This is a genomic window from Pseudomonas sp. NY15374 (assembly GCF_048068255.1).
Taxonomy (GTDB): domain Bacteria; phylum Pseudomonadota; class Gammaproteobacteria; order Pseudomonadales; family Pseudomonadaceae; genus Aquipseudomonas; species Aquipseudomonas machongensis.
This window is the reverse complement of sequence record NZ_JBLUPZ010000003.1, coordinates 448821-460592: the sequence shown is the minus strand read 5'-3', so window position 1 is coordinate 460592 and position 11772 is coordinate 448821. Positions and strand designations below refer to the sequence as shown.

Here is an 11772-nt window from a genome sequence, read left to right as displayed (position 1 = left end):
GAGAAATTCCGGGTGTCAGGCCCTGTTGGCGAACAGGGCCTGGATCCTTGCGCTGAACAACGTGAGCGACAACAGCAACAGGCCGAGCACGTTGGCCGGCGTGTAGTTGTAGTGCCAAAGCCCGCAACTGAGCAGGACGATGGCGGCGAGTACCAAGGCCCAGGCAGCCAGTGGCCGCAGCCTTGGGCGACGCCGTTGGATGAACAGCGCGCGGGTGAACAGCGGGGCGTCCAGGCTGCCCTTGAGCAGGGTGATGCCGCCCAGCAGGAGCAGTTCGAGGATATCCAGTACATCGACGGAGCCTGCCGGAATGCCGAGGTCGGCGAGGCTGGGCGTGGCCCGGTAGTAGTTCATGCCCCAGTTGATCAGGTTGTCCAGGGCCATGGCATGCCAGTAGACGCCGGGAATCTTGCCGTGCAGCGCAGATTGGGTGAGGTCGCCGGTGCCGGCGATCTGCGCGCCGACCAGGACCAGCTTCCCGCGCAGCAGTGATTCGAGCAGCTTGCGGTCGTCCGGGTCGGTGACCTCAAGGTCGGTAGGCGACAGGGTCAGGGTGTACGCGCAGGTCGCCCGTGCCTGTTTGCCCAGCTTCCAGAACACCGCCTGCTTCAGTTGCTCGAACAATCCCGGAATATCGCAGGTGCTGACATCGGCGACCTTTTCCTGCTCGGGCGAGTGATACACGCCCCATTGCACGGTCATCGGAGCAAGCTCGGCAGCGCTGGCGGGGTTTGCGGGCAGGTCTGTGCATGCCTGGTGGCGGCAATAGTCGCGGTAGAGCCGCAGGGCCGGAGTTTCCAGCGTGCCCAAGGGCGTCTTCACGGCGAGCGGGTACTGGTTGCCGAAGTCGCTCCAGCTCACCAGCGCTGGTGTGCTGACCTCGGCCAGGCGCGGCAGGGTGTTGACCGCGCCTTCGCTTGCCCGCGGCAGGCCGGTATCGGCCAGGTACAGCGGGATATCCTGCTGGCGATAGCGTTCGAACACATTGGCCAGCAGCTGGCTTTCCATGCGCGGGGGCTGCCCGGGGATTTCACGCGAGTGGTCGTGGCTGTAGAGCAGGTCGACGAACACCGCCGCCGGCTCATAGGCCAGCAGGCGTTTGAACAGCTTGCTCTGCTCGTTGTACGGCAGCGGCCAGTAGGTGTCGTTGCGCAGCAGATAGTCATCGTCGATCAAGACCACCACGACCTGTTGCTGGCCCTTGTCGGCGTAGGTAGCTGCCAACAGGCGGTTGAGCCAGCGCGACGAGGCATCGTCGGTCGAGCTGGCGATACCGAAGGGGTCGAGCAACGCGATCAGTACGACTGACAGGCCGAACAGCGCCTGGCGCAGGGAAAAAAGGGAGGGCTTCAGCATCCATGCCTCAAACAAGGGGTTGAGGCATTTTGCCACTATTGGCGATCGATCCGAAAGCGCCCGCAACCATCAAGGGGCGCATTGCGCCCCGTCAATGATCGAATCGTCGTGTTACAGCGCCAGCTCCACGCTCAATTGGCGCGACAGGCACGGCCAGCGCTTCCAGGCTGCGCCGGTCTCGGGGCTGCTGAGGGTGTTGCGATAGGCTTCGACCGACTCCACGGCAAAGCTTTCGTCATCGAGCATTTCTTCGACCGAGTGATGCACCACTTCATCCAGCTGGTTGGCGAAGTCCTCGCCGATCAACTGGTGGGCGATGAGGTTGGCCACGGTGGTGTCCACCGGAATCAGCGGCTGCTGGAAGTGGCGGATATACAGGTCGTTGACCTCCTCGACCAGACGATGGGCCAGATAGGCTTCATCGAGCAGGCAATCCAGGCCGACGTGTCCCTGCATCACCTCCGGGGGCTGCAGGAAATAGGCTTCGGCGATTTTCAGCACCGGCTTGATCTGCGACTCGATGCCGGCCTCGCGGGCGACGGCGTTGGCCGCTTCTAGCAATTCCGGAACCTGGTCGATGTAGGCGCGGACGAAGCGCGTCAAGGTACCCTGGGCGTCCTGCGGGGGCAGTTGGATCGAAGGATGCAGGTGAGGCAGTTGTTGTTCGAGGCGTTGCTTCAGTTGGCCTGTGCGGCTCTCATGTTGATGGGCGTGTTCGATCTGCTCGCGTACAGCTGCGATGTTCATGACAACTCCAGGGACAAGGCGTTACAAACGGAAGACACTAAGTTAGCTCGGCTGCGTAGATTGCTAAGACGCATTTGTTATAACAACAGGGCACTTGTTCCGCTGAGTTATATCAATGTGCCATCATTGTGCCCCGAACGCTCTGGAATAATCCTTTCAGCAATTTCAGCCAGTGCGTGAAGTTGTTTTCACATCACGCGTTGCGTGCCATTGGCCGCTGTCTATACTCCGCTTGAACGTGATTCGTTGATGAGGCCCGACTGCCGTTTGCAGGGGGCTCGGTCGTCGAAGCCAGGCAGTCTTGACCCCCGTTCCCCCCCTTATGTCGTAGAAAACGTCGTCCATGCCTCCGGGACTACAAGAACGATAAGGGGAACCCGCAATGATGCGACATCCACATGTCTGGATGGGCCTCCTGTTGTGGACGGTGTTCGGTCAGGCACACGCTGCCTGGACCGTGAACATGTCTCCGGGGGCGACGGAAGTCTCCCACGCCGTGTTCGACCTGCACATGACCATCTTCTGGATCTGCGTGGTCATCGGCGTCGTGGTGTTCGGCGCGATGTTCTGGTCGATGGTCATCCATCGCCGTTCCACCGGGCAGCAGCCTGCGCATTTCCACGAGCACACCTGGGTCGAGATCATGTGGACGGTCGTCCCGTTCCTCATCCTCGTCGCCATGGCCATCCCGGCCACCAAGACCTTGATCGACATCTACGACGCCAGCGAGTCGGACATCGATATCCAGGTCACCGGCTACCAGTGGAAATGGCACTACAAGTACCTGGGCCAGGACGTCGAATTCTTCAGCAACCTCGCCACCCCTTCCGAGCAGATCCGCAACCAGGCGCCCAAGGACGAGCATTACCTGCTCGAGGTCGATCAGCCGCTGGTGTTGCCGGTCGGGGCCAAGGTGCGTTTCCTGGTGACCGCCGCCGACGTGATCCATTCCTGGTGGGTGCCGGCCTTTGCGGTCAAGCGTGATGCCATTCCCGGTTTCGTCAACGAAGCCTGGACGCGCATCGAGAAGCCGGGCATCTACCGCGGCCAGTGCACCGAGCTGTGCGGCAAGGACCACGGCTTCATGCCCGTGGTGGTCGAGGTGAAGTCCAAGGCCGACTACGACACCTGGCTCGGCGAGCGCAAGGCCGAAGCGGCCAAGCTCAAGGAGCTGACCAGCAAGGAGTGGACGCTCGAAGAGCTGGTCGAGCGCGGCGACAAGGTCTACCACACCACCTGCGTGGCCTGTCACCAGGCCGAAGGCCAGGGCTTGCCGCCGATGTTCCCGGCGCTCAAGGGCTCGAAGATCGCCACCGGGCCCAAGGAAGCGCACCTGGGCATCGTCTTCCATGGTAAGCCCGGCACCGCCATGGCGGCGTTCGGCAAGCAACTGTCGGAGGTCGATATCGCCGCGGTGGTCACCTACGAACGCAACGCCTGGGGCAACAACAAGGGCGACATGGTCACGCCGAAGGACGTGCTGGCGCTCAAGCAGGCGGACGCGCAATGAACCGGTTTAGCCGTGGCAATCAGCGGATTGCAGGAGACAGGACATGAGTGCAGTGATCGACGACCACGGCCATGACCATGCGCATGGTCCGGCCAAGGGCCTGATGCGCTGGGTACTGACCACCAACCACAAGGACATCGGCACGATGTACCTGTGGTTCAGCTTCGCCATGTTCCTGCTTGGCGGCTCGTTCGCCATGGTGATCCGCGCCGAGCTGTTCCAGCCGGGCTTGCAGATCGTGGAGCCGGCGTTCTTCAACCAGATGACCACCATGCACGGGCTGATCATGGTGTTCGGCGCGGTGATGCCGGCGTTCGTCGGCCTGGCCAACTGGATGATTCCACTGATGATCGGCGCTCCGGACATGGCCCTGCCACGGATGAACAACTTCAGCTTCTGGCTGCTGCCGGCGGCCTTCCTGCTGCTGGTCTCGACCCTGTTCAGCCCCGGCGGCGGGCCGAACTTCGGCTGGACCTTCTATGCGCCGCTGTCGACCACCTATGCGCCGGCCAGCGTGACCTTCTTCATCTTCGCCATCCACCTGATGGGTATCAGTTCGATCATGGGCGCGATCAACGTCATCGCCACCATCCTCAACCTGCGCGCCCCGGGCATGACCCTGATGAAGATGCCGCTGTTCGTCTGGACCTGGCTGATCACCGCTTTCCTGCTGATCGCGGTGATGCCGGTGCTGGCCGGCGTGGTGACCATGATGCTGATGGACATCCACTTCGGCACCAGCTTCTTCAGCGCGGCGGGTGGCGGCGACCCGGTGCTGTTCCAGCACGTGTTCTGGTTCTTCGGTCATCCGGAGGTGTACATCATGATCCTGCCGGCCTTCGGCGCGGTCAGCTCGATCATCCCGGCGTTCTCGCGCAAACCGCTGTTCGGCTACACCTCGATGGTCTATGCCACCGGCGCGATCGCCTTCCTGTCGTTCATCGTCTGGGCACACCACATGTTCGTGGTCGGCATCCCGGTGGTGGGCGAGCTGTTCTTCATGTATGCCACCATGCTGATCGCCGTGCCCACCGGGGTGAAGGTGTTCAACTGGGTCAGCACCATGTGGCAGGGCGCGATGACCTTCGAGGCGCCGATGCTGTTCGCCATCGCCTTCGTCATCCTGTTCACCATCGGCGGCTTCTCGGGGTTGATGCTGGCTATCGCCCCGGCGGACTTCCAGTACCACGACACCTACTTCGTGGTGGCCCACTTCCATTACGTGCTGGTGCCTGGCGCGATCTTCGGCATCTTCGCTTCGGCCTACTACTGGCTGCCGAAATGGACCGGGCACATGTACGACGAAACCCTGGCCAAGCTGCATTTCTGGCTGTCGTTCGTGGGCATGAACCTGGCCTTCTTCCCCATGCATTTCGTTGGGCTGGCCGGGATGCCGCGACGGATTCCGGACTACAACCTGCAGTTCGCCGACTTCAACATGATCTCCTCCATCGGTGCGTTCATGTTCGGCGCCACGCAGGTCTTCTTCCTGTTCATCGTCATCAAGTGCATCCGCGGCGGCGAGCCGGCTCCGGCCAAGCCCTGGGATGGCGCCGACGGGCTGGAGTGGTCGGTGCCCTCGCCTGCGCCCTACCACACCTTCCAGACCCCGCCGGAAGTGAAATAGGAGACTGACGCGATGACCGGCCTGTCGCTCAAACGCCTGGTGCTGCGCCTGTTGATGCTGACGGTGGTGATGTTCGCCTTCGGCTTTGCCCTGGTGCCGATCTACGACGTGATGTGCAAGGCCTTTGGTATCAACGGCAAGACGGGCGGGCAGTACGAGGGCAGCCAGGTCAGCGACCCCTCGCGCACGGTGCGGGTGCAGTTCATGTCGACCAACGCGAGCGACATGGTCTGGGACTTCTACTCCACCGCTGACCAGCTCGAAGTGAATCCGGGCGCGGTGAACCAGATGGTGTTCGTCGCGCACAACCCGACCGACCGGCCGATGAGTGCGCAGGCCGTTCCTAGCATCACCCCGGCCGAAGCGGCCGCGTATTTCCACAAGACCGAGTGCTTCTGTTTCACCCAGCAGGTGCTGCAGCCCGGCGAGCGCATCGAGATGCCGGTGCGCTTCATCGTCGACCGCGACCTGCCGGGCAATGTGAAGCACCTGACCCTGGCCTACACCTTGTTCGACATCACTGCGCGTCACCCGCCGGTCGCCCATGCCGCGGTACAGGACGTTCAGGGCGCCCGCTGAGGGAAGGAGAACAGCAATGGCAAGTCATGAGCACTACTACGTTCCGGCGCAGAGCAAGTGGCCGATCATCGCCACTATCGGGCTGTTCATCACGGTGTTCGGCCTGGGTACCTGGTTCAACGACCTCAAGGCCGGACATCCGGAATCCCACGGGCCGCTGATCTTCTTCGTCGGTGCGCTGTTTCTGGCCTACATGTTGTTCGGCTGGTTCGGTGCGGTGGTCAAGGAGAGCCATGCCGGGCTGTACAGCGCGCAGATGGACCGCTCGTTCCGCTGGGGCATGAGCTGGTTCATCTTCTCGGAGGTGATGTTCTTCATGGCCTTCTTCGGGGCGCTGTTCTATGTGCGGGTGCTGGCCGGACCCTGGATCGGCGGCGAAGGGGCCAAGGGCGTGACGCACATGCTCTGGCCCAGCTTCGAGTTCGTCTGGCCGCTGCTGCACACGCCCGATCCGAAGCTGTTCCCGCCGCCCAAGGACATCATCAACCCCTGGCACCTGCCGCTGATCAACACCCTCCTGCTGGTCAGCTCCAGCGTCACCATCACCATCGCCCACCATGCTCTGCGCAAGGGCCATCGCGGCGCGCTGAAACTGTGGCTGGGGCTGACCATCCTGCTGGGGCTATCGTTCCTGGCGCTGCAGGCTTACGAATACTACGAGGCCTACGTGCACCTTGGCCTGACCCTGGGCTCGGGAATCTACGGTGCGACCTTCTTCATGCTCACAGGTTTTCATGGTGCGCACGTCACGCTCGGCACCTTGATCCTGATCGTGATGTTCGTGCGCGTGCTGCGCGGGCATTTCAACCCGGACAAGCATTTCGGGTTCGAGGCGGCCAGCTGGTACTGGCACTTCGTGGATGTGGTGTGGGTGGGGTTGTTCATCTTTGTGTATGTGCTTTAGCCGCAAGGTGGACCCTGTGGGTGGGGCAATTCAGAACGGCGCGTGCGAAACCAGCTGCCCGCTGATGAAACCCCAGGCCACCAGGCCGACGGTCAGGGCGGCCAGGATCACGCGCACGGTCAGGGCCTTGAGCAAGCGGGTCGACTGGTCATCGTCCTTGACCAGGAACACCAGGCCACTGAACAGGCTGGCGATAGTGGCCAACAGCATCAGGACAATCGCGGCCTTGAGCATGGCGAAACTCCGGGGGGATGCAGTGATGTGGACAAGTATAGCGATCGACAGGGCGAGGCCGCGGTGAGGCCATTTCGCCCAGGGCTGGTCCCGACCCTGGTGGTGTTCGCACTGCTGCCGGGGCTGATCGCGCTTGGCTGCTGGCAACTGCGTCGGGCCGAAGAAAAGCGCCAACTGCTCGACAGCTACGCCGAGCGGCGCATCGAGGCACCGGTGGCCGTGGCGCAGCTTGTGCAACTGCCTGACCCGGCCTTCTACCGCGTGCGCCTGTTCGGTCAGTTCGACCCCGAGCACAGCCTGCTGCTGGACAACCGCCTGCGCGACGGCCAGGCCGGTGTCGAGCTGCTGCAACCTTTCCACGACCAGGCCAGCGGCCAGTGGTTGCTGGTCAATCGCGGCTGGTTGCCCTGGCCGGACCGCCGCGTGCCTGTGCGTTTCGACACCCCGGCCCAGCCCCTGGCGTTGCAGGCCACGGTCTATGTGCCGCCAGGCAGCACCTTTCAGCTGCACCCCGACCCGCCCGGCGGCCAGTGGCCGCACCTGCTGACCGCTGTCGATCCCGCGCAGCTCTGGCAGCAGCTGGCGCGCGAAGGCTTCGCCCATGAACTGCGCCTGGAACCAGGCCCTGCCAGCTATCGGCTGGATTGGCCGGTCGTTGCCATGGGCCCGGAAAAACACCTCGGCTATGCCGTGCAGTGGTTCGCCCTGAGCACGGCGCTGGTGCTGCTGTACCTGTATTTCGGCTGGCACAACGACAACAAGGAGAAACGCCATGGCCGCCGCCACGAGTCCACTGGACGTGCCTGAAGGGCGCAAGTCCCGCACCCGCGGGCGCTTGCAGCTGATCCTGATCCTGCTGGTGACCCTCGGTCCGATGATCCTCGCCACCAGCATGTACAAGCTCAAGTTTTGGGTGCCGGAGGGGCGCAGCTACCATGGCGTGATGATCGGCAATGGCCAAAGCCGCGCCGATATCGGCATCCAGGCTCAGGACGAGCGCTGGCAACTGCTGGTCAGCACGCCCGATGCCTGCACCGAGGACTGCCAGCAACTGGTCTACCTCGCCCGACAGATCCAGGTCGGCCTTGGCCGCGATGCCAGCCGCGCCAGCCATGCGCTGGCAACCGCGACGCCCGTGAGTGGCGACTACCAGGCGCTGCTCGAGCGAGAGTATCCGCAACTGCAGCGCTATCCGCTGGATGCCGACCGCTATCGCACAAAGGTCGTCGAGCCCGGCGCGCAACTGTGGATCGTCGATCCCCACGGCAACCTGGTGCTGCGCTACGACGCCAAGGTCAAGGGCAAGCATGTGCTCGACGACCTGCGCCACCTGCTCAAGCTGTCCAACATCGGCTAGGAGGCCAGCATGGCCAGACCCGGTTACCGACTCGCTGTGTTCGCCACCCTGCTGGCACTGGTCGTCGTGCTGCTCGGCGCCTACACGCGCCTGACTCACGCCGGCCTCGGCTGCCCCGACTGGCCCGGCTGCTATGGCTTCATTGGGGTGCCCAAGACCGATGCGCAACTGGCCCATGCCGAGTTGCACTTCCCCGAGCATCCAGTGGAAGAAGCCAAGGGCTGGGCGGAGATGGTGCATCGTTATTTCGCCGGCACCCTGGCGCTGGTCATCGCTTGGCTGGCGATAGGTGCGGTACGTCGTCATGGCCGCGACGGCGGGCCCTACCGGTTGCCGGTGCTGCTGCTGGCCGTGGTGCTGGCACAGGCAGCGTTCGGCATGTGGACGGTGACCCTCAAACTCTGGCCGCAGGTGGTCACGGCGCATCTACTCGGAGGCTTCACCACCCTGAGCTTGCTGTTCCTGTTATCCCTGCGTCTATCCCGGGCCTTTGCGCCACCGCCCAAGCTGCCGTTGAGTCTGCGTCGGGTGGCTGCGCTGGCACTGCTGGTGGTGATTGGGCAGATCGCCCTGGGCGGGTGGGTGAGTGCCAACTACGCGGCAGTCGCCTGCATCGACTTGCCGACCTGCCATGGTCAATGGTGGCCGGCGGCAGACTTCAGCAACGGTTTCCATCTCACCCAGCACGTCGGCCCCAACTACCTGGGTGGGCAGCTCGACAGTGACGCGCGTACGGCCATCCACATCAGCCATCGCCTGGGCGCGTTGATGGTCGTGGCAGTGCTGTTGATGCTGAGCTGGAAGCTGCACCGCAATGGCCTGTCCGGCCTGGCCCGGCTGGTGCTTGCTGCCTTGGCGCTGCAGGTGGGGTTGGGGATCAGCAACGTGCTGCTGCACCTGCCGCTGGGGGTTGCCGTGGCGCACAACGCCGGGGGCGCCCTGTTGCTGCTGACCATGGTGCTGGTGAACTACCGCATTCGGGTGGTCGACAAGGTGCGTGTCGGCCTGGGCTGGCGCCTGCGGCCGGTCACGCCTGGCGGCGTTTCCCATCATCTGAGGAACGACACGTGGCGACGGTTCTGAGCCAAGGGCGGCAGCGCGCCGGCTGGCGCGACTACCTGGAGCTGACCAAGCCCAAGGTGGTGGTGCTGATGCTGATCACCTCGCTGGTAGGCATGTTCCTCGCCACCCGCGCGGGTGTGCCGTGGACGGTGCTGCTGTTCGGCAATTTGGGCATCGCCCTGTGCGCCGGCGGCGCGGCGGTGGTCAACCATGTGCTGGACCGGCGCATCGACGCCTTGATGGCCCGCACCTGCAAGCGCCCGGTGGCCAAGGGACGGGTTGCGCCCCTGCCGGCGCTGGCGTTCGCCCTGGCCTTGGCAATCGCCGGGATGACGTTGCTGCTGGCCTTCACCAATCCGCTCACAGCCTGGCTCACGCTCGCCTCCCTGTTGGGCTATGCGGTCGTCTACACCGGCTTTCTCAAGCGCGCCACGCCGCAGAACATCGTGATCGGCGGCCTGGCGGGCGCCGCCCCGCCGTTGCTGGGTTGGGTCGCGGTCAGCGGCCACCTGAGCGCGGAGCCGCTGTTGCTGGTGCTGATCATCTTTACCTGGACGCCACCGCACTTCTGGGCTCTGGCCATCCACCGCAAGGAGGAATACGCCAAGGCCGAGATACCCATGCTGCCGGTGACCCACGGCGAGCACTACACCAAGCTGCACATCCTGCTCTACAGCCTGGTGCTGCTGGCGGTGAGTCTGCTGCCCTACGCCATCCACATGAGCGGCCCGCTCTACCTGGCCTGCGCCCTGTTGCTGGGGCTGCGCTTTGTCCAGTGGGCCTGGGTGTTGTACCGTGGCACCCGGCCGCACGCGGCGATCGGCACCTTCAAGTACTCTATCGCGTACCTGTTCCTGCTGTTCATCGCCCTGCTCGTTGACCACTACCTGTTGCTGAACCTATGACCCGAACCCAGAAAACCGTCTTCATCCTCGTTGCCCTGGTCGCGCTGATCATGGGCTTGACCGTCAACAAGGTGCTCAATGGCCGTAGCGAGGCCAACCCGGCCGAGCTGATCGATGCCGGCATCATCCTCCTGCCGCAGAGCCGCAGCGTGCCGGATGTGACCATGAACGACCAGAACGGCCAGCCAGTGGCGCTGGATCAGTTGAAGGGCAAGTGGTCGTTGCTGTTCTTCGGCTACACCTACTGCCCGGACATCTGCCCAACCACATTGGCGCAGTTGCGCCAGGTGAAGAGCGAGTTGCCCAAGGAGGCAATCGACCGTTTGCAGGTGGTACTGGTAAGCGTCGACCCGAACCGCGACACGGCTCAGCAGCTCAAGCAGTACCTGGGCTATTTCGACAAGGATTTCGTGGGGCTGGCAGGTTCCATCGAGGATACCCAGAAGCTGGCCAATGCCCTGAGCATTCCGTTCATCCCGGCGGACACCAGCAAGCCAGGGTACACCGTCGATCACAGTGGCAACCTGGCGGTGGTCGGGCCGGACGGGCGTCAGCGCGGGTTCATTCGTGCGCCGTTCAACAACCAGAAGCTGGTGGCGCAGTTGCCGGGGCTGGTCAAGCGGGATTGATGAACCCCCAAAAGCTTCGCGGGCAAGTCGGCGTTCCGGCTTGCCCGCGAAAAATCCAGCGCGATCGTTCGGCTTAGAACGCCGGCACCACGGCGCCCTTGTACTTCTCGTTGATGAACTGCTTCACCTCAGGCGAGTGCAGAGCCTGCACCAGTTTCTTCACCGCGTCCGCGTCCTTGTTGTCCTCACGGGTCACCAGGATGTTCACGTACGGCGAGTCGCTGCCTTCGATGGCCAGGGCGTCCTTCTCTGGATTGAGCTTGGCTTCCAGGGCGTAGTTGGTGTTGATCAGCGCTGCATCGACCTGGGTCAGCACGCGCGGGATGGTGGCCGCTTCCAGTTCGCGGAATTTCACACCCTTCGGATTTTCAGCCACATCCTTCACGGTGGACAGGATGTTGGTGTTGTCCTTGAGCTTGATCACGCCAGCCTTGTCCAGCAGCAGCAGAGCGCGGCCGCCGTTGGTGGCGTCATTGGGGATGACCACGGTGGCGCCCGATGGCAGTTCGTCGAGCTTCTTGATCTTGGCCGAGTAGACGCCCAGTGGCTCGATGTGCACGCCGGCAACGCTGACCAGCTTGGTGCCCTTGGCCTTGTTGAATTCATCCAGGTAGGGCTGGTGCTGGAAGAAGTTGGCGTCCAGGCGTTTTTCCGCGACCTGCACGTTCGGTTGAATGTAGTCGGTGAACTCCTTGACCTTCAGCTCCACGCCTTCCTTCGCCAGCTGTGGTTTGACGAAGTTGAGGATCTCGGCGTGCGGCACCGGGGTGGCGGCGACGGTCAGGGTTTCGGCGGCATTGGCCGAGAAGGCCGCGACGGCGGCGACGACAGCGAACAGCTTTTTCATCGATCACTCCTTGTG

At 63.4% G+C, this 11772-nt stretch carries 13 protein-coding genes; 9 read left to right on the top strand and 4 right to left on the bottom strand.

Annotation, left to right across the window (positions count from 1 at the left end):
- Window positions 1-15: 15 nt before the first annotated feature.
- Together ACNFHO_RS10055 and ACNFHO_RS10050 are read right to left on the bottom strand one after the other, a co-directional pair.
- Complete coding sequence (locus tag ACNFHO_RS10055; RefSeq protein ID WP_416766134.1) at window positions 16-1356, bottom strand: CHASE2 domain-containing protein; 1341 nt, start codon at window positions 1354-1356, stop codon at window positions 16-18.
- A 111-nt stretch (window positions 1357-1467) separates the two neighbouring features.
- Window positions 1468-2103, bottom strand: coding sequence for a hypothetical protein (locus tag ACNFHO_RS10050; protein WP_054893375.1), 636 nt, complete (start codon window positions 2101-2103; stop codon window positions 1468-1470).
- Window positions 2104-2485: 382 nt separating this feature from the next.
- Here ACNFHO_RS10050 and coxB point away from each other — a divergent pair, with 382 nt between their 5' ends.
- From coxB to ACNFHO_RS10030, 4 genes are read left to right on the top strand one after another with little or no spacing between them, the layout of a single operon-like run.
- Window positions 2486-3613 (top strand): cytochrome c oxidase subunit II, encoded by a 1128-nt coding sequence (gene coxB / locus ACNFHO_RS10045; RefSeq protein ID WP_054893374.1) that lies wholly within the window; start codon window positions 2486-2488, stop codon window positions 3611-3613.
- 43 nt (window positions 3614-3656) lie between these two features.
- Entirely contained in the window at window positions 3657-5240 is a 1584-nt protein-coding gene (gene ctaD, locus ACNFHO_RS10040; RefSeq protein WP_054893373.1) for a cytochrome c oxidase subunit I, read from the top strand.
- Between the two features lie 12 nt (window positions 5241-5252).
- Window positions 5253-5819, top strand: coding sequence for a cytochrome c oxidase assembly protein (locus ACNFHO_RS10035; protein WP_063541984.1), 567 nt, complete (start codon window positions 5253-5255; stop codon window positions 5817-5819).
- Window positions 5820-5835: 16 nt separating this feature from the next.
- Window positions 5836-6723, top strand: a complete 888-nt coding sequence (locus ACNFHO_RS10030; RefSeq protein ID WP_054893371.1) for a cytochrome c oxidase subunit 3 — start codon at window positions 5836-5838, stop codon at window positions 6721-6723.
- Window positions 6724-6753: 30 nt separating this feature from the next.
- Here the strand turns inward: ACNFHO_RS10030 and ACNFHO_RS10025 are convergent, their stop codons facing one another.
- Window positions 6754-6957: a twin transmembrane helix small protein gene (locus tag ACNFHO_RS10025; RefSeq protein WP_065864688.1), complete on the bottom strand. Its 204-nt coding sequence runs from the start codon at window positions 6955-6957 to the stop codon at window positions 6754-6756.
- Window positions 6958-7020: 63 nt separating this feature from the next.
- Here ACNFHO_RS10025 and ACNFHO_RS10020 point away from each other — a divergent pair, with 63 nt between their 5' ends.
- From ACNFHO_RS10020 to ACNFHO_RS10000, 5 genes are read left to right on the top strand one after another with little or no spacing between them, the layout of a single operon-like run.
- Complete coding sequence (locus tag ACNFHO_RS10020; protein WP_054893408.1) at window positions 7021-7764, top strand: SURF1 family protein; 744 nt, start codon at window positions 7021-7023, stop codon at window positions 7762-7764.
- Window positions 7730-8314 carry a hypothetical protein gene (locus ACNFHO_RS10015; RefSeq protein ID WP_063541988.1) on the top strand — a complete coding sequence of 195 codons (585 nt, stop codon included), beginning with the start codon at window positions 7730-7732 and terminating at the stop codon, window positions 8312-8314. Before ACNFHO_RS10020 ends, ACNFHO_RS10015 begins: the two co-directional genes overlap by 35 nt.
- Window positions 8315-8323: 9 nt before the next feature.
- On the top strand, window positions 8324-9397 hold the full coding sequence (locus ACNFHO_RS10010) for a COX15/CtaA family protein (RefSeq protein WP_125931061.1): 1074 nt from the start codon (window positions 8324-8326) through the stop codon (window positions 9395-9397).
- Complete coding sequence (gene cyoE, locus ACNFHO_RS10005; protein WP_416766130.1) at window positions 9382-10281, top strand: heme o synthase; 900 nt, start codon at window positions 9382-9384, stop codon at window positions 10279-10281. Before ACNFHO_RS10010 ends, cyoE begins: the two co-directional genes overlap by 16 nt.
- A complete protein-coding gene (locus ACNFHO_RS10000; RefSeq protein WP_054893366.1) occupies window positions 10278-10910 on the top strand; it encodes an SCO family protein in 633 nt (210 codons plus the stop codon). Before cyoE ends, ACNFHO_RS10000 begins: the two co-directional genes overlap by 4 nt.
- 73 nt (window positions 10911-10983) lie before the next feature.
- Here the strand turns inward: ACNFHO_RS10000 and ACNFHO_RS09995 are convergent, their stop codons facing one another.
- Entirely contained in the window at window positions 10984-11757 is a 774-nt protein-coding gene (locus tag ACNFHO_RS09995; protein WP_054893365.1) for a MetQ/NlpA family ABC transporter substrate-binding protein, read from the bottom strand.
- Window positions 11758-11772 lie beyond the last annotated feature (15 nt).